Origin of the sequence: Terrabacter sp. Soil810 (assembly GCF_001429645.1) — a bacterium.
Taxonomy (GTDB): domain Bacteria; phylum Actinomycetota; class Actinomycetes; order Actinomycetales; family Dermatophilaceae; genus Terrabacter.
Genome location: NZ_LMSW01000003.1, coordinates 177,129 through 198,073, shown reverse-complemented (window position 1 = coordinate 198,073; position 20,945 = coordinate 177,129). Strand labels below are relative to the sequence as shown.

At 73.0% G+C, this 20,945-nt stretch carries 22 protein-coding genes; 18 read left to right on the top strand and 4 right to left on the bottom strand.

Features of this window, described 5'->3' with window-relative positions; translation table 11 throughout:
* Positions 1-59 precede the first annotated feature (59 nt).
* Complete coding sequence (gene coaA, locus ASG96_RS04885) at positions 60-1,061, bottom strand: type I pantothenate kinase (RefSeq protein WP_082588927.1); 1,002 nt, start codon at positions 1,059-1,061, stop codon at positions 60-62.
* Positions 1,062-1,124: 63 nt separating this feature from the next.
* On the opposite strand from coaA, the gene glmS reads away from it, so the two are divergent.
* From glmS to tsaD, 9 genes are all read left to right on the top strand, one after another.
* Complete coding sequence (gene glmS / locus ASG96_RS04880; protein ID WP_057586978.1) at positions 1,125-2,984, top strand: glutamine--fructose-6-phosphate transaminase (isomerizing); 1,860 nt, start codon at positions 1,125-1,127, stop codon at positions 2,982-2,984.
* Between the two features lies 1 nt (position 2,985).
* Positions 2,986-3,336 carry a holo-ACP synthase gene (locus ASG96_RS04875; protein WP_056760678.1) on the top strand — a complete coding sequence of 117 codons (351 nt, stop codon included), beginning with the start codon at positions 2,986-2,988 and terminating at the stop codon, positions 3,334-3,336.
* Positions 3,336-4,913 carry a bifunctional ADP-dependent NAD(P)H-hydrate dehydratase/NAD(P)H-hydrate epimerase gene (locus ASG96_RS04870; protein ID WP_057586976.1) on the top strand — a complete coding sequence of 526 codons (1,578 nt, stop codon included), beginning with the start codon at positions 3,336-3,338 and terminating at the stop codon, positions 4,911-4,913. Before ASG96_RS04875 ends, ASG96_RS04870 begins: the two co-directional genes overlap by 1 nt.
* 70 nt (positions 4,914-4,983) lie before the next feature.
* Positions 4,984-6,195, top strand: coding sequence for an alanine racemase (gene alr / locus ASG96_RS04865; protein WP_082591631.1), 1,212 nt, complete (start codon positions 4,984-4,986; stop codon positions 6,193-6,195).
* Positions 6,192-7,442, top strand: a complete 1,251-nt coding sequence (locus ASG96_RS04860; protein WP_056760685.1) for an alpha/beta fold hydrolase — start codon at positions 6,192-6,194, stop codon at positions 7,440-7,442. The genes alr and ASG96_RS04860 overlap by 4 nt, the downstream gene beginning before the upstream one ends.
* A 4-nt stretch (positions 7,443-7,446) precedes the next feature.
* Positions 7,447-7,911, top strand: a complete 465-nt coding sequence (tsaE, locus tag ASG96_RS04855) for a tRNA (adenosine(37)-N6)-threonylcarbamoyltransferase complex ATPase subunit type 1 TsaE (RefSeq protein ID WP_056760689.1) — start codon at positions 7,447-7,449, stop codon at positions 7,909-7,911.
* 83 nt (positions 7,912-7,994) lie between these two features.
* On the top strand, positions 7,995-8,708 hold the full coding sequence (tsaB, locus tag ASG96_RS04850) for a tRNA (adenosine(37)-N6)-threonylcarbamoyltransferase complex dimerization subunit type 1 TsaB (protein ID WP_056760692.1): 714 nt from the start codon (positions 7,995-7,997) through the stop codon (positions 8,706-8,708).
* 2 nt (positions 8,709-8,710) lie between these two features.
* On the top strand, positions 8,711-9,202 hold the full coding sequence (gene rimI, locus ASG96_RS04845) for a ribosomal protein S18-alanine N-acetyltransferase (RefSeq protein WP_369793638.1): 492 nt from the start codon (positions 8,711-8,713) through the stop codon (positions 9,200-9,202).
* Positions 9,199-10,245: a tRNA (adenosine(37)-N6)-threonylcarbamoyltransferase complex transferase subunit TsaD gene (gene tsaD / locus ASG96_RS04840; protein WP_057586974.1), complete on the top strand. Its 1,047-nt coding sequence runs from the start codon at positions 9,199-9,201 to the stop codon at positions 10,243-10,245. Before rimI ends, tsaD begins: the two co-directional genes overlap by 4 nt.
* Before the next feature lie 369 nt (positions 10,246-10,614).
* Here the strand turns inward: tsaD and ASG96_RS04835 are convergent, their stop codons facing one another.
* Complete coding sequence (locus tag ASG96_RS04835; RefSeq protein WP_235509067.1) at positions 10,615-11,640, bottom strand: glycoside hydrolase family 3 N-terminal domain-containing protein; 1,026 nt, start codon at positions 11,638-11,640, stop codon at positions 10,615-10,617.
* Between ASG96_RS04835 and ASG96_RS24060 the strand changes: the two genes are divergently transcribed.
* The 5 genes from ASG96_RS24060 to ASG96_RS04815 all read left to right on the top strand — a co-directional run bounded on the left by ASG96_RS24060 (position 11,606) and on the right by ASG96_RS04815 (position 14,781).
* Positions 11,606-11,884, top strand: a complete 279-nt coding sequence (locus tag ASG96_RS24060; RefSeq protein ID WP_235506842.1) for a hypothetical protein — start codon at positions 11,606-11,608, stop codon at positions 11,882-11,884. The two genes, ASG96_RS04835 and ASG96_RS24060, sit on opposite strands and share 35 nt — an antisense overlap.
* A 111-nt stretch (positions 11,885-11,995) precedes the next feature.
* A complete protein-coding gene (locus tag ASG96_RS04830) occupies positions 11,996-12,985 on the top strand; it encodes a nucleoside hydrolase (protein WP_057587072.1) in 990 nt (329 codons plus the stop codon).
* Positions 12,985-13,815, top strand: a complete 831-nt coding sequence (locus ASG96_RS04825; RefSeq protein ID WP_057586970.1) for a PfkB family carbohydrate kinase — start codon at positions 12,985-12,987, stop codon at positions 13,813-13,815. Before ASG96_RS04830 ends, ASG96_RS04825 begins: the two co-directional genes overlap by 1 nt.
* A 136-nt stretch (positions 13,816-13,951) precedes the next feature.
* Positions 13,952-14,281: a metalloregulator ArsR/SmtB family transcription factor gene (locus ASG96_RS04820; RefSeq protein ID WP_056760709.1), complete on the top strand. Its 330-nt coding sequence runs from the start codon at positions 13,952-13,954 to the stop codon at positions 14,279-14,281.
* Entirely contained in the window at positions 14,278-14,781 is a 504-nt protein-coding gene (locus tag ASG96_RS04815; protein WP_056760713.1) for an SRPBCC family protein, read from the top strand. The genes ASG96_RS04820 and ASG96_RS04815 overlap by 4 nt, the downstream gene beginning before the upstream one ends.
* 122 nt (positions 14,782-14,903) lie before the next feature.
* On the opposite strand, the gene ASG96_RS04810 is transcribed toward ASG96_RS04815, so the two are convergent.
* Positions 14,904-16,145, bottom strand: a complete 1,242-nt coding sequence (locus tag ASG96_RS04810) for a class I SAM-dependent methyltransferase (RefSeq protein WP_056760716.1) — start codon at positions 16,143-16,145, stop codon at positions 14,904-14,906.
* Between the two features lie 223 nt (positions 16,146-16,368).
* Between ASG96_RS04810 and groES the strand changes: the two genes are divergently transcribed.
* Together groES and groL are read left to right on the top strand one after the other, a co-directional pair.
* Positions 16,369-16,665, top strand: a complete 297-nt coding sequence (gene groES, locus ASG96_RS04805; RefSeq protein WP_020144866.1) for a co-chaperone GroES — start codon at positions 16,369-16,371, stop codon at positions 16,663-16,665.
* 113 nt (positions 16,666-16,778) lie between these two features.
* Positions 16,779-18,395: a chaperonin GroEL gene (groL, locus tag ASG96_RS04800; RefSeq protein WP_056760719.1), complete on the top strand. Its 1,617-nt coding sequence runs from the start codon at positions 16,779-16,781 to the stop codon at positions 18,393-18,395.
* 193 nt (positions 18,396-18,588) lie between these two features.
* Here the strand turns inward: groL and ASG96_RS04795 are convergent, their stop codons facing one another.
* On the bottom strand, positions 18,589-18,876 hold the full coding sequence (locus tag ASG96_RS04795) for a WhiB family transcriptional regulator (RefSeq protein WP_020144864.1): 288 nt from the start codon (positions 18,874-18,876) through the stop codon (positions 18,589-18,591).
* Positions 18,877-19,253: 377 nt separating this feature from the next.
* On the opposite strand from ASG96_RS04795, the gene shbA reads away from it, so the two are divergent.
* Together shbA and ASG96_RS04785 are read left to right on the top strand one after the other, a co-directional pair.
* Positions 19,254-19,820 (top strand): RNA polymerase sigma factor ShbA, encoded by a 567-nt coding sequence (shbA, locus tag ASG96_RS04790; RefSeq protein WP_056760721.1) that lies wholly within the window; start codon positions 19,254-19,256, stop codon positions 19,818-19,820.
* On the top strand, positions 19,817-20,935 hold the full coding sequence (locus ASG96_RS04785; protein WP_056760724.1) for a hypothetical protein: 1,119 nt from the start codon (positions 19,817-19,819) through the stop codon (positions 20,933-20,935). The genes shbA and ASG96_RS04785 overlap by 4 nt, the downstream gene beginning before the upstream one ends.
* Positions 20,936-20,945: the final 10 nt, after the last annotated feature.

The window sequence follows — 20,945 nt, the reverse complement described above, 5'->3', positions numbered from 1 at the left end:
GCGGCGGGCTCCCAGCAGGCGCCCGCCACCCGGCATACGTGCTCGGCCGACCGGGACGCTCAGATCTTGCGCAGGCGCACCCGGCGGACCTCGTGGTTGTCGCCCTTGGACAGCACGAGGCTCGCCCGTGACCGCGTGGGCAGGATGTTCTCGACGAGGTTCGGGCCGTTGATCTCGCGCCAGATCCGGTTCGCGGTCGCGACGGCCTCGTCGTCGGAGAGCACGGCGTAGCGGTGGAAGTACGAGTCGGGATCGGAGAACGCCGTCTCGCGCAGGCGCAGGAAGCGCTCGACGTACCACTTGCGCACGTCGTCGACCCACGCGTCGACGTACACCGAGAAGTCGAAGAAGTCGCTGATGGCCAGGCCGGTGCCGCGCACCGGGTGCACCTCGGGCGCCTGGAGCACGTTGAGGCCCTCGACGATGAGCACGTCGGGCTGGCGCACGACGATGCGCTCGCCGGGGACGATGTCGTAGGTCAGGTGCGAGTACACCGGCGCCGTGACCTCGGCCCGGCCCGACTTGATCTCGGCGACGAAGCGGAGCAGCGCCCGGCGGTCGTAGGACTCGGGGAAGCCCTTGCGCTGCAGGATGCCTCGGCGCTCGAGCTCCGCGTTGGGGAAGAGGAAGCCGTCGGTCGTGACGAGGGCGACGCGCGGGGTGTCGGGCCAGCGCGCGAGCATCTCGCGCAGGATGCGGGCCGTCGTCGACTTGCCGACCGCCACCGAGCCCGCCACGCCGATGACGAAGGGCGTCTTGGCCGGGCGCTCACCGAGGAAGTCGCTCGTCACCTGGTGCAGCTGGCGGGTGGCCCCCACGTAGAAGTTGAGCAGGCGCGAGAGGGGGAGGTAGACCTCCTCGACCTCGTTGAGGTCGACGCGGTCGCCGAGGCCGCGCAGGCGCGCGAGGTCGGCGTCGTCGAGGTTGAGCGGGTGGTTCTCGCGCAACCGTGACCACGCGGCCCGGTCGAACTCGACGTACGGCGACGGGATCGCGGTCCCGTTGGCGCCCTCGCCGCCGTCACCGCCGGTACCGCTGGATGGCTCCGACACGAGCCACATTCTTGCGGACGCCGGGGGCGGGGGTGGCATTGGCCCCTCGGACGGTCCCCTAGGCTGGACCCCATGTGCGGAATCGTGGGATACGTCGGGCGGACCGACGACGGGACGGCGCTCGACGTCGTGATGGAGGGCCTGGCCCGTCTGGAGTACCGCGGCTACGACTCGGCAGGCGTGGCCCTGCTCGACGCCGACCACGTCGAGACGCGCAAGAAGTCGGGCAAGCTGGCCAACCTCACGGCCGAGCTCGAGGCCCACCCGATGCCGTCCTCGACGACCGGGATCGGCCACACCCGTTGGGCCACCCACGGCGGCCCGACCGACGAGAACGCCCACCCGCACCGGGGTGGCAAGGACGGCAAGCTCGCCCTCATCCACAACGGCATCATCGAGAACTTCCACGCGCTGAAGAAGGGCCTGCTGGCCGACGGCATCCAGTTCACGAGCGAGACCGACACCGAGGTCGTCGCCCACCTCGTGGCCGCCGCCTACGAGCGCGAGCACGACCTGACCGACGCCATGCGCGCCGTCGTCGCCGACCTCGAGGGCGCCTTCACGCTCCTCGCGATCCACGCCGACCAGCCCGGCGTCGTCGTCGGGGCCCGCCGCAACAGCCCGCTCGTCGTCGGTCTCGGCGACGACGCGAACTACCTCGGCTCCGACGTCGCGGCCTTCATCGGCCACACGCGCCACGCCCTCGAGCTCGCCCAGGACCAGATCGTCACGATCACTCCCGATGGTGCGTCCGTCATCAACTTCGACGGCTCGCCCGCCGAGGGCAAGGCGTACGAGGTCACGTGGGACGCCGCGGCCGCCGAGAAGGGCGGCTACGCGACCTTCATGGAGAAGGAGATCAACGACCAGCCGCACGCCGTCGCCGACACGCTGCTCGGGCGCACCGACGCCGAGGGGCGCCTCGTCCTCGACGACATGAGCATCTCCGAGGAGCAGCTCCGGTCCGTCGACCGCATCACGATCGTCGCGTGCGGCACCGCCGCGTATGCCGGCATGGTCGCGAAGTACGCCATCGAGCACTGGACGCGCATCCCCGTCGAGGTCGCCCTCGCGCACGAGTTCCGCTACTGCGACCCGATCGTCAACGAGCGCACGCTCGTCGTCTCGATCAGCCAGTCGGGCGAGACGATGGACACCCTGATGGCCGTCAAGCACGCCCGCGAGCTCGGTGCCATCACGGTCTCGGTCTGCAACACGCACGGCTCGACCATCCCGCGCGAGTCCGACGCCGTGCTCTACACGCACGCCGGTCCTGAGATCGCGGTCGCCTCGACCAAGGCGTTCCTCGCGCAGATCACCGCCTGCTACGTCCTCGGCCTCTACCTCGCGCAGCTGCGCGGCGGCTCGTTCGCCGACGACGCGCAGTCGGTCATGAAGGAGCTGAGCGGCGTCCCCGCCAAGATCGAGACGCTGCTCGGCCAGATGGGCCGGGTCAGGGAGATCGCCAAGTTCATGGCCGACACCCGCGCGGTCCTCTTCCTCGGCCGCCACGTCGGCTACCCGATCGCCATGGAGGGTGCGCTCAAGCTCAAGGAGCTCGCCTACATCCACGCCGAGGGGTTCGCCGCTGGCGAGCTCAAGCACGGCCCCATCGCGCTCATCGAGCCCGGCCAGCCCGTCTTCGTCATCGTGCCGTCGCCGACGAGCGAGCACGGCCTGCACGGCAAGGTCGTCAGCAACATCCAGGAGATCCGCGCCCGCGGCGCCCGCACCCTCGTCATCGCCGAGGAGGGTGACGACTCCGTCGAGCCGTTCGCCGACGAGGTCATCCGGGTGCCCGCGACCTCTCCGCTGCTCGCGCCGCTGCTCACCGTGGTCCCGCTCCAGGTCTTCGCGCTGTGGCTGTCGACGGCCAAGGGCCTCGACGTCGACCAGCCGCGCAACCTCGCCAAGTCGGTCACGGTCGAGTGACGTGATCGTCGGGGTCGGGATCGACGTCGTCGACATCGAGCGTTTCGGGTCCACCCTCGAGCGCACCCCGGCGCTACGCGAACGGCTCTTCACCGTCGAGGAGCGCCACCTCGGCATCGCCTCGCTCGCGGCGCGCTTCGCGGCCAAGGAGGCGCTCGCCAAGTCGCTGGGCGCTCCCGTCGGCCTGCACTGGACCGACGCCCGGGTCGTGACCAACGACGACGGCCGACCCTCGCTCGAGATCGGGGGCACCGTCCTCGCGCGGGCCAACGCCCTCGGTGTCGACTCCTTCCACCTGTCCCTGTCGCACGACGCGGGTGTCGCGTCGGCCGTCGTCATCGCGGAGGGCTGATGATCCGCGCCCACTCCGTCGAGGCGGTCCGCTCCGCCGAGGCCGCCGCCATGGCCGAGCTGCCCGAGGGCGAGCTCATGTCGCGGGCCGCCCTCGGCCTCGCCGAGGTCGCCGTGGCCCGCCTCGCCGACATCGAGGGCACCACCGTCGTGGGTCTCGTCGGCGCCGGTGACAACGGCGGCGACACGTTGTATGCGGTGGCCCACCTCGCCGAGTCGGGCTTCGCCTGCGCCGTGGTGCTCGTGCCGTCGTCGGGCCGCTCCGGCGTGCACGCTGCTGCTCTCGCGGCTGCCGAGTCAGCGGGGGTCATGGTCCACGTGGCCTCCGACGACCAGCGTGCTGCGGCAGACGTCGTCGCGGAGGCCGACCTCGTGCTCGACGGCATCGTCGGCATCGGCGGCCGGCCGGGTCTGCGGCCCGAGGCCGCGCGCCTCGTGGACGCCGTCGACGACGACGCGTGGGTGCTGGCTGTCGACCTCGCGAGCGGCCTCGACCCTGCCGGGGAGTCCGGCGAGGACGACGCCGTGTGGGCCGACGAGACCGTCACGTTCGGCACCCCCAAGCCCGTGCACCTGCTCCCGGCCGGTGAGGGCGCGACCGGCCGGCTCACCGTCGTCGACATCGGGGTCGACGTCGACGACGTGCCCGCGGCCGTCGAGCGGCTGACGTGGGACGACGTGTCCGACCTGTGGCCCGTGCCCGGTCAGGGTGACGACAAGTACTCCCGCGGCGTCCTGGGCGTCATCGCCGGCAGTGAGGCCTACCCCGGTGCGGCGGTGCTGTGCACGACCGCCGCCGCTGAGGCCGGCGTCGGGATGCTCCGCTACGTCGGCACGCCGACCCCGGTCGGCCTCGTCCACCAGGCCGTGCCCGAGGCCGTCGTGGGCGACGGACGCGTGCAGGCGTGGGTCGTGGGTCCGGGTCTCGACACCGAGACCGACGACGATGCCGGCCGGTCCCAGCTCGACGCGGCACGTGCCGCCCTGGCGAGCGACCTGCCGGTGGTCGTCGATGCCGGGGGACTGGCCCTCGTCGACGGCCGACGTGACGCGCCCACGGTCCTGACGCCGCACGCCGGCGAGCTGGCCCGGCTCCTGACCCGCCTCGAGAGGCAGTCATCGGGGACGGATGACGCAGGTTCGTCCGACTCCGGTGGCTCCGCGAGCGTGCACGGTGGCGCAAGCAGCGTCGACGGTCCCGCCGAGGTCACCGCCGACGAGGTCAGAGCCGACCCGCTCGGTCACGCCCGCCGCCTCGTCGCCCTGACCGGCGCCACCGTGCTGCTCAAGGGCGCGACGACGCTCGTCGTCACCGAGGACGAGCCGGTGCGCTCCCAGGCCGACGCCCCGCCCTGGCTCGCCACGGCGGGGGCCGGCGACGTGCTCTCGGGCGTCATCGGCGCCCTGCTCGCAGCCGGCCTCTCGCCGCACGACGCGGCCTCCCTCGGGACGCTCGTGCACGGCGTCACCGCCGACCGGGTCTCGGGCGGCGGCCCGCTGCGCGCACTCGCGGTGGCCCACGGCATACGACCGACGGTGCGCGACCTGCTGGCCCGGGGACGGTCCGCGCCCGGGTGAGCCTGGCCCCCGCGTCCCGCACGCGGAGCCCCGCACCCGGACCACCCAGACGAACTGCGAGACTGAACCGATGAGCCAGATCGACGCCTCCGACGCCGAGCGGACCACGACGCCCACCGCCGGGAGCCCGACCGCACCGGAGACCCACGGCCTGACCGTGTGGGCCGAGATCGACCTCACGGCGCTCGCGGCCAACGTGCGCACGCTCGGCGCGCTGGCCCCGACGTCGGAGCTCATGGCCGTCGTCAAGGCCGACGCCTACGGCCACGGCCTGCTTCCCGTCGCGCGAGCCGCGGTGCGCGGAGGCGCGACGTGGCTCGGGGCGGCCCAGCTGGTCGAGGCGTTCGCGCTGCGCGACGCCGGCATCACGACGCGACTGCTGACCTGGCTCAGCGTGCCCGGCTCCGACTTCGGCGGCGCCGTCGAGCGCGACATCGACCTCTCGGCCTCGGCGCCGTGGGTCATCGACGAGATCGCAGCGGCGGCGTCCCGGATCGGACGCACGGCGCGGGTCCACCTCAAGGTCGACACGGGTCTCGGGCGCGGCGGAGCCTACGGCCGCGACTGGACCACCCTCGTGCAGCACGCGCATCGCGCCGAGGCCGACGGCTCCGTGCGCGTCGTCGGCCTCTGGACCCACTTCGCCCACGCCGACTCGCCCGAGCACCCCACGGTGCTCGCCCAGCAGGAGCGCTTCTTCGAGGCCGTCACCGAGGCCGAGCGGGCCGGTCTGCGCCCCGAGGTGCGCCACCTCGCCAACTCGGCGGCGACCCTCGTGCACCCCTCGGCGCACGCCGACCTCGTGCGGCCCGGCATCGCGATCTACGGCCTCACCCCCGTGCCACAGGTCGACGACGACTTCGGCCTGCGCCCGGTCATGACACTGCGCGCGCGCCTCGCCCTCGTCAAGGCGCTGCCGGCAGGACAGGGCATCAGCTACGGACACGCCTACGTCCCGGATGTCGACACGGTCGTCGGGCTCGTGCCGGCCGGCTATGCCGACGGCGTGCCCCGCAACGCGACCAACGTCGGGCCACTGCTCGTCGACGGTCAGCGCACCACCATCGCCGGACGCGTCTGCATGGACCAGTTCGTCGTCGACCTCGGACCGGGCTCGCGGGCCCGGGCCGGTGACGTCGTGACGCTCTTCGGCGGCGCCCCCGGTGAGCCCACGGCCCAGGACTGGGCCGACGCGACCGACACCATCAGCTACGAGATCGTGACACGGCTCGGGGCCCGCGTGCCGAGGCTCTACGTCGGCGCGCCCGAGGGCACCGCATGAGCTCGCGCCGCAACCCGGTCATCGGGATCGCCGCCGCCACGCTCGGCGTCGCCGCAGGTGTGGCCGCGGGCATCGCCGCCGACCGCGCCGGCAAGCACCGGGCCGCGATGGCGGCGCTGGAGACGCCCGAGCTGCTCGACATCACGCCCGACGAGGAGCGCGTCGTGCTCACCGACGACGGCGTCCCGCTCCACGTCGAGATCGACCTCCCCTCCGCCGCCGCGGCCCGCGCCGCAGCGGACGGCACCACGAGGCACGGGCGCCCCGACGAGCTGCCCACCGTCGTGCTGACGCACGGCTACTGCCTCAGCCTGCGCTGCTGGGTCTACCAGCGCCGCGCCCTCAAGGAGGCCGGCTACCGCGTCGTCAGCTGGGACCAGCGCGGCCACGGCCGGTCGGGTCGCGGCGAGAAGGACAGCTACACCATCGACCGGCTCGGTCAGGACCTCCACACGGTCATCACCGAGCTCGTGCCCGAGGGCGACCTCGTGCTCGTCGGCCACTCGATGGGTGGCATGACGATGCTCGGGCTCGGTGAGGCAGAGCCACAGCTCGTCCTCGAGCGGGTCGTCGGAGCCGCGTTCGTCGCGACGAGTCCCGGGGGCATCATGCTCGCCAACGGCGGACGCACCGCGACCTTCGGCCGGCTCCTGCTCGAGCGAATCGGACCGGGCGTGCTCGGCCCGCTGAGCCACCGCCCCGAGCTCTTCACCCGGATCCGACGGGTGGGGCGCGACATCGAGCACTTCATGGTCGAGCAGAACTCGTTCGCCTCGCCGGTGCCGCGCTCGGTCGTGCGCTACACGAGCGACATCCTGCTCGGCACGCCGCTCGACGTCGTCAACGACTACCTCCAGACGTTCGACGGCTTCGACAAGCGGCCCGCGCTCCTCGAGTTCCGGCACGCCGTCGTCCTCGTCTTCAACGGGCGCGACGACATCCTGACGCCGCCGTCACACAGCGAGCTCATCGTCGAGGGCATCCCCGGCGCCGAGCACATCGTCGTCAACGACGCCGGGCACGTCATCATGCTCGAGCACCCCGACCTGCTGAACGCGCACCTCGTACAGCTCGTCGACCAGTCGGCGCGGGCACGAGCCGAGCAGATCGAGGTCGCCTCGCAGCCGCGCGTGCGCCGCATCGTCACCGACGTCGCCAAGAACCGCCGCCAGCGCCGCCTCGAGAAGGAGGCGGCCGAGCTCGTCCGGTCCGGCCGCGTCAAGCAGGCGCGCACCAAGGGGGCGTGAGCACGTGGAGCGCGAGGTGCGCTGGGCCACGACCGAGGACACCCAGGACTTCGGCCGCCATCTCGGCGCCCGGCTGCGCGGCGGCGACGTGCTCGTCCTCACCGGCGACCTCGGTGCCGGCAAGACGACGCTGACGCAGGGCATCGCCGAGGGGCTCGGTGTGCGTGGCCCCATCACGTCGCCGACCTTCGTCATCGCACGAGTGCACCCGTCGCTCGTCGGCGGCCCGCTGCTCGTCCACGTCGACGCCTACCGCCTCGGCAGCGCCATCGAGCTCGACGACCTCGACCTCGATGCCGACCTCGACGCGAGCGTCACCGTCGTCGAGTGGGGCGCCGGGCTCGCCGAGCAGCTGAGCGAGTCGCGGCTCGAGCTGACGATCACGGGCGACGACGTGCGCACGGCGCGCCTCGTCGGCGTGGGCGACCGCTGGGACGACGTCCTCGACGCGGTCGCGCCGGCGCGCTGACCGCCCCCGCTCGACGCGTCCGGACGGCACGCGAGGGCGGCACGGGTGCGGGTCCGCGTGCGTGCTCGGATAGCCTGACCGACGTGCTCCTGCTCGCGATCGACACCTCCACGACCGCCATCACCGTCGGCCTGCACGACGGCGCCTCGGTCGTCGCGGAGGCCACGACGCTCGACGCCCGTGCGCACGCCGAGCACCTCGCGCCCAACGTCCGCGATGCCCTGGCCCAGGTCGGCGCCGAGCCGGGAGACGTCACCGACGTCGTCGTCGGCATCGGCCCCGGCCCCTTCACCGGCCTCCGCGTCGGCATCGTCACCGGCCGGACGTTCGCCTTCGCGCTCGGTCTGCCGGTGCGCGGCCTGACGAGCCTCGACGCGATCGCCCACGAGGCGTGGCTCGGTGGGCGGCGCGGCGACCTGCTCGTCGCGACGGACGCCCGCCGCAAGGAGGTGTATGCCGCCGCGTACGTCCTCGGGGACGCTCGCGCCGACCGCGTCACTGAGCCCGCGGTGTCGCGGGCGTCCGACCTCCCCACCGAGGCGCGCGCCCTGCCCACGGCCGGGCGCGGGCCCGGCCTCTACGCCGAGGCCCTCCCGCGGGCCGTGGAGCCCCTCGACGTCAGCGGGGGAGCGCTCGCCGACCTCGCCGTCCGCCGCCTCGCCGCGGCGGCGCACCCGGCCGCCACCGAGCTCCAGTGGATCGACCCCGGCCACGGCTTCGACGGTCTCGAGCCGCTCTACCTGCGCCGACCCGACGCCGCTCCAGCGCCTCCCTCGACGAAGTCGACCCTCGGGTGACCGTGACGGAGCCGCAGGTGCGCCGCGGTGAGGGGGTCGTGCTGCGCGACCTCGAGTGGACCGACCTCGCCCGCCTCGCCGAGCTCGAGGAGCAGCTCTTCGCCGACGACGCGTGGTCCGCGGCCACGTGGTGGAGCGAGCTCGCCGGTCGCCCCCGTCGCGACTACGTCGTCGCGACGACGGCCGACGGCGCCATCGCCGGGTATGCCGGTCTCGACGTCGCAGGAGACGTCGCCGACGTCATGACGATCGCGACCGCCCCCGACCACCAGGGCCACGGCACGGGCCGCGTCCTGCTCGCCGAGCTCGTCCGTCGGGCGACGCTGCGCGGGGTCGACGCGGTGCTGCTCGAGGTGCGCGCCGACAACGACGCGGCACGGCGCCTCTACGACCGGGCCGGCTTCGAGGTCATCTCGGTGCGCCGCCGCTACTACCAACCAGGCGACGTGGACGCGCTCGTCATGCGCCTTCTCGTCACGAAGGGAGACGCATGAGCGACGAGCCCCTCGTCCTCGGCATCGAGACGTCCTGCGACGAGACGGGTGTCGGCATCGTCCGCGGGCAGACGCTGCTCGTCGACACGGTCGCGAGCAGCGTCGAGGAGCACGCCCGCTTCGGCGGTGTCGTCCCCGAGGTCGCGAGCCGAGCCCACCTCGAGGCCATGGTGCCGACGATCGAGCGGGCCTGCCGCGAGGCCGGCGTGCAGCTGCGCGACCTCGACGCCATCTCGGTGACCTCGGGTCCCGGACTGGCCGGCGCCCTCCTCGTCGGGGTCGCCTCGGCCAAGGCCCTCGCCCTCGCGCTCGGCAAGCCGATCTACGGCGTCAACCACCTCGCCTCGCACGTCGCCGTCGACATCGTCGAGCACGGTCCGCTGCCCGAGCCGACGATGGCGATGCTCGTCTCGGGTGGTCACTCCTCGCTGCTCCTCGTCCCCGACGTCACCCACGACGTGCGCTCGCTCGGCTCGACGATGGACGACGCCGCGGGGGAGGCCTTCGACAAGGTCGCGCGCGTGCTCGGTCTGCCCTTCCCGGGTGGTCCGCACGTGGATCGCGCTGCGCGAGAAGGCAACCGGATCGCCATCGACTTCCCTCGCGGGCTCACGACCGGTCGCGACATGGAGCGGCACCGCTTCGACTTCTCGTTCTCGGGGCTCAAGACGGCCGTCGCGCGGTGGGTCGAGACCCGTCAGCGTGCCGGCGAGACCGTGCCCGTCGCCGACGTCGCGGCCAGCTTCCAGGAGGCCGTCGTCGACGTCCTCACGCGCAAGGCCCTGCTCGCCTGCAAGGAGCACGAGGTCGACCACCTGCTCATCGGCGGCGGCGTCGCGGCCAACTCCCGCCTGCGGGCGCTCGCGGAGGAGCGCTGTGCCAAGGCCGGCGTCACCCTGCGCGTGCCGCGTCCCGGGCTGTGCACCGACAACGGGGCCATGGTCGCGGCGCTCGGGGCGCAGATGGTGGCGAAGGGGCGCGAGCCGAGCGACCTCGGGCTTCCTACCGACTCCTCGATGCCGGTCACGCTCGTTCAGGCTTAGTTCTCGTCACGGCCCGCGGGGCTGGCTCTCGTCGGGCGCGCGACGGCGCTCGTGGCGTGGGGTCGGCGGGCACCCGCTCGCCCGCGCGGCGTGGAGCGAAGGCGGCGTATGCGGGCACGTGGCCTTGCATGGGCACGGTGCCGCCTTCGATGCCGCGCGGACGAACGGCCGCCCACCTCCCGGCCTGTCGTACTGCGCACCCGGCGCGCTCCTCCTGGGCCCGCCCGGCGCCCTCTCGTCCTGGCTGGGTGTGACCGGGCTGCAGCGAATCTGCACCCACCCTCGGTCGTCGGCTCGCGCCTGGGGGGTGGGGTTCGGTGGGGCTGGTGACTGGGTCGGGCCGCGGTCTGGGGGTGTCGCGGTCTGGGGCTACGGGCAGCGGGCGAGGCCCATCTGGAGCTTGAGGTCGACGACGCGGGTGGCGGCGGTCTGGACCTGCTTGGCGAAGGCCGGGCTCGCGTGCATCTTCGTCGTGATGGCGTCGTGCATGACTGGGACGGTGCTCGGGCGGGCGGTCAGGGTGATGTCGCCGCCGGCCTCGATGAAGCGGGTGGCGCGCTCGCCGACCGGCACGTCGGCCACGGCCTTCGCGGCGCCTACGTCGTCGGTGATGACGACCCCGTCGTAGGAGAGCCGGTCGCGGAGCAGGTCGGTGACGATCGGACGGGAGAAGACCGCGTTGGTGCCCGGGTCGATCCGGCTGTAGATGGCGGAGCCCACCATGACGAGCTCGACGCCGTCCTGGATGCCGGTGCGGAACGGCTCGAGGTAGGGGTCGTCGACCGTCGTCGTGCGGTCGGTGATGCCACGGGCCGTGACGTCGGTGTTGCCCGTGATGCGTCCGAGGCCCGGGAAGTGCTTGACGGTGGAGGCGACGCCTCCCGCGCGCATCCCGGCGATGAAGGCGCCGACCATGCGTGACACGCGCTCTGGGTCGCTCGAGAACTGTCGGTCGTACTGGCCGATCGGACCGTTGGCGCGACCGATCGACGTCGGCACCGTGTCGGCGACGGGTGCGAGGTTGACGTTGATGCCCGCCCGGCGCAGCTGGCCGGCCCAGCGCGTCGCGTCGGCGGTGAGGCCCTTCGCCGAGCCCTGGTCCTGGACGCGGGCGGACGGCATACGGCTGAAGCCGTCGCCGCGCAGCTGCTGCACGGCTCCGCCCTCCTGGTCGGCCGCGACGAGCAGGCCGAGGCCGGCGGTGTCCTCCTCGGACGCGAGCCCGGCGAGGTGCCGGGTCGTCGCACGGACGCGCTCGGTGCCGCCGTCCCAGCCGCCGAGCAGGATGACCCCGCCGAGGTGGCGGCGCGCGACGAGGGCGTCGAGGCTCGAGCGGCTCGCGCCGTTGTCGAGACCGACCATGAGCAGCTGGCCCGCGCGCTCGTCGTCGTCCATGCCCGCGACGATGCGGGGCGCGCAGGAGGCGGGCGCCGACGGTTCGCTGGTCGTGGGGACGGGAGCGCTCGTCGAGGGGCCCGCGCTCGTCGTGGGGACCGTCGTGGGGACGGTCGTCGCCGAGGTCGAGCGGGGCGTGGACGTGCCGGAGGCCGGCGGGGCGGCGGCCGGCGGCGCCGACGAGCAGGCGGCCGCGACAGCGGTCACGGCCGCCGCGAGAACGGCCCATCCGGCGGTGGACTGAAGGAGGCGTCGGCTGTGGCTCGGGCGCATCGTTCGAGCCTATCCCCGGCGGCTGGTGGTCCTCGTCCCCGCCGGGACGGTCGGGGACGGCCCGAACCGGTACGTTGCCGCTGTGACGACCGAACCCATCCCGATCATGCTCGACGTCGACACCGGGGTCGACGACGCCTGCGCCCTCCTCCTCGCCGCCCTGCACCCGGCGCTCGACCTGCGAGCCGTCTCGTGCGTCGGGGGCAACGCCCCCGTCGACGACGTCGTGCGCAACACGCTGCGCGTCCTCGAGACCGCGGGGCGCAGCGACATCCCGGTGGCGCGTGGAGCCGAGCGACCGCTGCTCGAGACGCCGGTCGACGCGCGGCACGTGCACGGCGACGACGGCATGGGCGACCTCGGCTGGCCGGCCGCGGCAGCGACGGTCGACCCGCGGCATGCCGTCGAGCTCCTGCGCGACGTCTGCCGTGAGGCGGCCGCCGAGGGCCGACCGGTCACGCTGGTGCCCCTCGCGCCGCTGACGAACATCGCGCTGCTCCTGCGCACCTATCCCGATGTGGCACAAGGCATCTCGGAGATCATCTTCATGGGTGGCGCCGCCAATGTCGGCAACGCGACGGCGTCGGCCGAGTTCAACGTCTTCCACGACCCCGAGGCTGCCGCCATCACGCTCGACGCGGCGGCCGACCTCGGCATCCCGGTGACGATGTACGGTCTCGACGTCTTCTACCAGCCCGTCGTGCCGGCCGAGCTGGCCGACGAGCTCGTCGCCGTCGGAGGCCGCGGCCCGGCCGAGCTGGCGGGCAGCCTGATCAGATTCCAGAACGCGCGCTTCGACCGTCCGGCGTCGACCATCGGTGACGCCGGCGCGGTGTGCGTCGTCATCGACCGGGACGGCGTCCGCACCGAGCCCCTGCCGCTGCGGGTCGAGCTGGCCGGCACGTGGTCGCGCGGCCGCACGATCGTCGACCGGCGCGACTGGAGCGGCGACATGGCCCACGACCCGCACGGCGAGGCCCCGGTGCGCGTCGACGTCGCCCTGGAGGTCGACGGCCCCCGCTACACCCGGCTCTGGGCCGACACGATCCTCGGCCGGGCGGGGCAGCGCTGATGGGGCGTGTCGCGGTGCTCGGCTCGCTCAACGTCGACGTGGTGACCCTCGTCGAGCGTCACCCCCTGCCGGGGGAGACCCTGCTCGGGGAGGCGGGCGGCACCTTCGCCGGGGGCAAGGGCGGCAACCAGGCTGCGGCGGCAGCCCGCGTCGGCGCCGACGTCGCGATGCTCGCCCGCGTCGGCGACGACGGTCCGGGTCGTGCCTACCTCGACCGGCTCGCGGCCCTGGGGGTCGACACCTCCGCCGTGTCGACGAGTGAGGGTGCGCCGACCGGCACGGCCTTCATCACCGTCGACGAGCAGGGCGAGAACTCGATCATCGTCGTGGCCGGCGCCAACGGCGAGCGGGACCGCTCCCTCGTGGCGCAGGCCGGACGTCTCGGCCCCGGCGACGTGCTGCTGTGCTCGCTCGAGGTGCACCTCGACACCGTGGCCGAGTCCGCTCGCGCGGCCCACTCGGCGGGTGCCCGGGTCGTGCTCAACCTGGCGCCGTATGCCGGGCTGCCGGCCGACGTCATCGCCCTGGCCGACCCGGTGGTCGTCAACGAGTCGGAGATGCGCGCTCTCGCGGACTCCGACCTCGTGCCGCAGTCGCTGCTCGTGACCTTCGGGGCAGCGGGGGCGCGGTGGGGGACGGACGGCGTCGACGGCATACCCGTGGCGAGGCGCGACCTCGGTGACACGGTCGGTGCCGGGGACGCGTTCTGCGGAGCCCTCGCGGCGGCCCTGGCCGGCGGTGCCGACCGCCAGGCCGCCGTCGAGGCGGCCAACGCCGCCGGTGCTGCCGCCGTGCGCTGGGTCGGTGCCCAGCCCGACGCCACCCTCTGACCCACCCCACCCCGCAACTCACCGAGCAGGTCACAACACACCCGGGACGGATCGCGGTGGGTTGTGACCTGCTCGGTGTGTTGCGGGACAAGGACGTACCTTGTGAGTTACGTAACTCAAGCGTTACCCTCAACGCATGAGCGGCACCTGGGAAGCGCTGACCGACCCGACCAGGCGGTCCATCGTCGAGCACCTCGCCCGTGAGGAGCTGACCGCGGGCGAGGTCGCGGCACTCTTCGACGCGGCGCGCCCCGGCATCTCGCGGCACCTGCGGGTGCTGCGCGAGGCCGGTGTCGTCGAGGCGGAGGCCGTCGCCCAGCGGCGCGTCTACCGGCTCGCGCCGGGTGCGCTCGACGAGGTCGAGCAGTGGTGCCGCGAGGTCCGCTCGTTCTGGGGGCAGCGTCTCGACGCCCTCGACACCGAGATCGCCCGCGGCGTGCGGGCCCGACGGCAGGAGCAGGGATGAGCGAGCAGCTGACGCAGGTGCTGGGGCGGATCGAGCGGGACGGTGACGACCCGGGCGCCCTCGCGATCGTCTTCGACCGGCACTATGCGACATCACCCGAGGACCTCTGGCAGGCGTGCACCGACCCGGACCGTCTGGCCCGCTGGTTCGCGCCCGTTGCCGGGGACCTACGCCCCGGAGGCGAGTTCGCCATCCACTTCGACGACGGCGACGTCCCGCGCTGTCGCGTCGTCAGGTGCGAGCCACCCCACCGGCTCGTCTGGGAGTGGCCGATCCGCGAGGCGCCGACCGTCGTCACAGTCGAGGTGAGCGCCGACGGCGAGGGGTCGCGCCTCGTCCTGCGGCACGCGCGGCTCACGGACGGCCAGGTCGCGGGGTATGCCGCGGGCTGGGACACCTACGTCCGCGCCCTCGACGCCCACGTCGACGGCACGCCGGCGCCGGACTGGGGCATCACGTGGAGCGCCCTGCACGAGCTGTACGCCGCCGCCGCGACCTGAGCCGGTCGGCCCTCGGTGTGGACCTGCTGATGGTGCTGCGGTTGGTGGGGCGATCACCCCACCATCCGCAGCACCATCAGGCAGACCATGGGGTGGGCGACAGGGAGCCCGGGACGGCTGCGTCAGGCAGGCGTGACGACGAGGGCAACCTGGCCGCCGCCGACCCGGGTCAGGACGAGCGTCGCCTCGGAGCCACCCTTGCCCCGGCCGGTCATCTTCAGCTGTCGCCGCAGCAGGTCGGCATCGAGGGTCACGCCGCGCTTCTTGATCGTCACGCGGTCGTGACCGTGGTCGCGCAGCCAGCGGGCGAGGCGCTTGGTCGACAGGGGCATCGCCTCGACGACCCGGAAGCGCCGGGCCCAGGCCAGCTCGCGAGCCACGCCGCTCGAGACGTAGCCGACTCCGGTGGCGAGCTCGGCGCCGTCGACGGCCGCGACGAGCGCGCCCGTGAGTCCGGCCCGGATGACGGCGCGGTCGGGCTCGTAGAGCCATTCGCCGATGTCGGTGACCGACCCGAGCCCCGGGCGCCGTGCGCCGTCGGCCGCGTCGGCCTCGGTGACCACGGAGGTGGAGGTCTCGGTGCACACGGCAGCGGTGCGTCCGGCGCTCGCGACGAGCGGTCCCCACCAGACCGCGCACTCGAGCACCTCACCGTGCCACGACGTCCACTGCGCCTCGGCGCCCCGGGGGACCGACCCGTGCGGGAAGCCGGGGGAGAGCTTGGCGCCCGTCGCCGGCACCTGCCCGGCGAACTCCAGCACCTGCGACCACGACGGCGAGATGGCGTCGAGCGAGAAGACGCGCTTCGTGCGGCCGCTGATGTCGGCCACTCCGGTGACGCGGCGGGCCGGGTCGAGCCACAGCCCGAGGTGGCGTCGTCCCTCGCCCTCCGGGAGGCGCACGTCCTCGGCGAGCCCGTGCGTGACCCGGGCGGACGGCCAGTGGCGCAGGTTGACGGCGGCGATGCGGGCGGTCGTGTCGTCGGCGTCGACGGCGTGGACCGTCAGGTCGAGGCCGGCGAAGGCCATCGCGTCGGACCCCAGCCCGCACCCGAGGTCGTAGACGTCGCGGACCCCGGCGGCGGCGTACCGGTGCGCGTGGCGCGCGGCGATCGCCAGGCGCGTCGACTGCTCGAGGCCGTCGGGGGTGAAGAGCATGCCGGCGGCGAAGTCGCCGAACTTCTCGACCCCGCGTGAGCGCAGCCGCGACTGGGTCATCGCCGCCGCGACGAGGTCGGCGGCGAAGCCCGCCTCACGCAGCCGATCCTGCAGGTGCAGCGAGCCGCCCTCGTCGTAGGGAGGCAGCGACTGGAGCAGCGCCCAGCCCTCACCCGCGGAGAGGCGATCGACCATGGCGGCGTCCATGGGCTCATCCTGCCAGCGCCCGGCGGACCACGACGCGCCGCCGAATCTGGCACTCGACTTGACCGAGTGCTAACGGCAAACCTAGATTCATCCTGTTGGCACTCTCGACCTGAAAGTGCCAGCACCCTCATCGAGGGAGGTCGACCCCCGCGACGGCGGCCAGCCTCGAAGAGCCCACAGTCCGTAGTCAGTTTCCGACTGTCCCGAAGGGAAGGTCACCACCGTGTCGGTTTCCATCAAGCCGCTCGAAGACCGCATCGTCGTCAAGTCCCTCGAGGCCGAGCAGACCACTGCGTCCGGCCTCGTCATCCCGGACACGGCCAAGGAGAAGCCCCAGGAGGGCGAGGTCCTCGCTGTCGGCCCCGGCCGCTTCAACGACACCGGCACCGAGCGCGTCCCGCTCGACGTCAAGGTCGGCGACAAGGTCATCTACAGCAAGTACGGCGGCACCGAGGTCAAGTACGGCGGCGAGGAGTTCCTGATCCTCTCCGCGCGTGACGTCCTCGCCATCGTCGGCTGACCCAGCCGTATGCCGTGAACGCACCCCGGTGAGCCCCACTGGGGTCTCCCCGGGGTGCGTCTCGTTTCACGTAAGCACAGCAACCGCAAAGCAACCCGAGCCAAAGGAACACCATGGCCAAGCAGCTGGAGTTCGACGACTCCGCCCGCAAGTCGCTCGAGCGCGGCGTTGACGCGCTCGCCAACGCCGTCAAGGTGACGCTCGGCCCGAAGGGCCGCAACGTCGTCATCGACAAGAAGTGGGGCGCCCCCACGATCACGAACGACGGCGTGACCATCGCCCGCGAGATCGAGCTCGAGGACGCCTACGAGAACCTCGGCGCCCAGCTCGCCAAGGAGGTCGCGACCAAGACCAACGACGTCGCCGGTGACGGCACGACGACCGCGACGGTGCTCGCCCAGGCCATGGTGAAGGAGGGCCTGCGCAACGTCGCCGCCGGCGCCGCCCCGGCCGCGCTCAAGCGCGGCATGGACAAGGCCGTCACCGCGGTCAACGACCGCCTCCTCGAGAACGCCCGCGAGGTCGACGGCAAGGACGAGATCGCCTCCGTCGCGACGCTCTCCGCCCAGGACGCCACCCTCGGTGGCCTCATCGGCGAGGCGTTCGACAAGGTCGGCAAGGACGGCGTCATCACCGTCGAGGAGTCCTCGACGACGGCGACCGAGCTCGAGTTCACCGAGGGCATGCAGTTCGACAAGGGCTACCTCTCGGCCTACTTCGTCACCGACACCGAGCGCATGGAGACCGTCCTCGAGGACGCCTACGTGCTCATCAACCAGGGCAAGATCTCCTCGGTCGCCGAGGTGCTCCCGATCCTCGAGAAGGTCGTGCAGTCGGGCAAGCCGCTGCTCATCATCGCCGAGGACGTCGACGGCGAGGCCCTCTCGACGCTCGTCGTCAACAAGATCCGCGGCACGTTCAACGTCGCGGCCGTCAAGGCCCCCGGCTTCGGCGACCGCCGCAAGGCCATGCTCCAGGACCTCGCCATCCTCACCGGTGGCCAGGTCATCGCGCCCGAGGTCGGCCTCAGCCTCGACCAGGCCGACCTGACCGTCCTCGGCCAGGCCCGCCGCGTCGTCCTCACCAAGGACAACACGACGATCATCGACGGCAACGGCGAGGAGGGCGAGGTCTCCGGCCGCGTCCACCAGATCAAGGCCGAGATCGAGCGCACCGACTCCGACTGGGACCGCGAGAAGCTCCAGGAGCGCCTCGCCAAGCTCGCCGGTGGCGTCTGCGTCATCAAGGTCGGCGCCCACACCGAGGTGGAGCTCAAGGAGAAGAAGCACCGCATCGAGGACGCCATCTCGGCGACCCGCGCGGCCATCGAGGAGGGCATCGTCGCCGGTGGCGGCACGGCCCTCATCCACGCGGCCTCCGCCATCGACGCCCTCGAGCTGACCGGTGACGAGGCCACGGGTGCGTCCATCGTGCGCAAGGCCGTCGCCGAGCCCCTGCGCTGGATCGCCGAGAACGCCGGCCTCCAGGGCTACGTCGTCACCTCCAAGGTCGCCGAGCTCCCGCTCGGCCAGGGCCTCAACGCGGCCACGGGCGAGTACGGCGACCTCATCGCCGCCGGCGTCATCGACCCGGTCAAGGTCACCCGTTCCGCGCTGCGCAACGCCGAGTCCATCGCGTCGATGATCCTCACGACCGACACGCTCGTCGTCGAGAAGCCCGAGAACGAGGAGCCCGCGGCCGGCGGTCACGGCCACGGCCACGGTCACTGACGCACCGCGCCACACGGCATACGACCACGGGCCCTGACGGGCCCCGCGTCGGCGCCTGACACGACAGCGAGGGCCGCTCCCCGACGGGGAGCGGCCCTCGCTGCGTCTCGACCTCCGCGACCCCGTCGTATCTCGCGGGCCGGTCGAGCGGCTGCGTGGTCGCCGACGGCGTGTGCCGGCGACCGTCAGGTGGTCAGGAGGCCTCCTGGATGCCGTCGTAGAGGACCTCGCGCTCGGCCTCGGTCAGCCCGCCCCAGACGCCGTAGGGCTCGCGGACCTCGAGGGCGTGCGAGCGGCACTGGGCCACGACGGGGCAGGCGGCGCAGACGGCCTTGGCCTGGGCGTCACGGTTGCGGCGGCGCGGGCCGCGCTCGCCCTCGGGGTGGAAGAAGACCTCGGGGCTGACGCCGCGGCAGGCACCGTCCAGCTGCCAGTCCCACAGGTCGGCAACCGGTCCGGGCAGGCGGGTGATCTCGGCCATGAACTCGTCTCTCGGTGGGGCGGTTGTGTCCGCCGTGTCGTACCGGCCCGCTCGGTGCGTGTGGTGGGTCGCGGAGCCGCGGAATCGACGCTAACCGGGCATGCGATCACGGATAAAGAGCGGAATCTTAAGGACTTGTTCAAGAATTGCCATCTGGATGGCATGCTCGTCCGAGGAGGCGGATCCGACCGTCCGTACTCGTCCGGAGGGGCCCGCCGGCACTACCATGGGCCCCGCTCTGGGGAGCGCACCGACGGCGGCGCGGACGAAGGCGTCGCCAGCACAGACGACAGTTCGGGGGGACGACAGCTCACATGGGTCTTGGATGGTCCACGCACACCGGCGTAACGCCGGGTGGCGTTGGTGCGATGGAGCGGATGGACGCTCCATCGCTTCGTGAGCTTGCGGCGCTCGCCGTGCGTGACGACAACGCACGCGACGTGCTGCTGGCGCGCGTCAGGGACATGGCCCTGCGGTACTCCCGCGTCCGCCTGGGCCGTTTCGGCGCCGAGGACACAGCCCAGGACGTCGCTCAGGAGGTGTGCATGGCCGTCATGACCGCCCTGCCGACCTACCAGGAGCGCGGGCTGCCCTTCGAGGCGTTCGTCTACACGATCACCTCCCGCAAGCTCGCCGACGCCCAGCGTGCCGCGATGCGCGGGCCTGCACCCGTTGCCGACGTCCCCGACGGCCCTGACGACGGTCCCTCGCCCGAGTCCGTCGCCGTCATGCGCGACGACGCCGCGACCGCGATGGCCCTCATGCAGCAGCTCCCGACCCAGCAGCGCGAGATCCTGACGCTCCGCGTGGCGGTCGGGATGAGCACCGACGAGACGGCCGCCGCCCTGGGCATGTCCGCGGGCGCCATCCGCGTCGCGCAGCACCGGGCCCTGACCAAGCTCCGCGCGATGATCGCCCAGGCCGGGGAGGGTGACGTCGCATGAACGACCTGTCCCCCATGAGCGACCTCATCGCCGACGACCTCCTGCTCGACCGGCTCGGCGGACGTGTCCACGCCGGGTCCGAGCCCGTCGCCGGCCTGCTCGGCGCCCTCGCCGCGCACGCCGACACCCCGCTCCCGTCGCGCTCCGGACGTCGGCGCATCGCCAACAAGCACCGCTACCTCGGGGCGTTCGCAGCCCTCGCGGTGGCAGCCTCCGGCGCCGGCGTCGCGGCGGCCGTCACGCTTCCCTCCAACGGTCCGAGCCAGGCCGACCGCGCGCGCATCGTCCAGAAGATGGACGAGAGCGCCCGGAGCGACGCCCCGAGCGCCCTGCTCTCCCGGCTCGGCCTGCCCCAGACGTCCGGCACCACCTACGCCAAGGGTCTCGTGCTCGCTCGCGCCGACGACGGCAGCATCGTGCTGCTGCCCGCCGGGGTCGTCGCCGCCCAGATGCGGGCGGCTGCGGCAGGCACCCACGGGATGCCCGGAGCCGTGGCCGGTGCTCAGGGCGGTGGCCCCGGCGCCAACGGTCCGGCAGGCAACGGGCAGGCGGGCAACGGGCAGGCGGGCAACGGGCAGGCGGGCAACGGCCCGGGCGGTACCGGAGGCACGGTGGGGTCCGGCGGGACGACCTCCGACCAGGGCGGCACGGTGGCCGGCGGCAGCCAGACCGGGACCCCGCCGGCTCCGAACAACGGCAAGGGGCCCGTGGTGGGCACCAAGGGTGGCAAGAAGCCCACCGTGACGCCCACGCCGACGCCGACCTCCACCCCGACGGCGACGTCTGACGCCCTCGTCCCCCAGACGACGCTCGTCCCGACGACCCCGACGTCGAGGGCGCGGACCACCGGTCCCGCCAAGCCCCGTCCGACGGGCAGCACGGACAGCACGGACAGCACGGACAGCTCAGGGAGCTCGGACGGCTCCGGGAGCTCGGGATCCTCCACCTCCGACGGCACGAGCGGCAGCAGCGACCCCAGCGGCAGCATCGACAACACTGACTCGAGTGGCACGGACGGCCTCACCGACTCGGTCGGGAGCGCTGTCGACGACGCCACCTCGAGCGCGTCGGGCCTCGTCGACGACCTCACCGATCCCGTGGTGCCCACGCCCTGAGGCGCGTTCG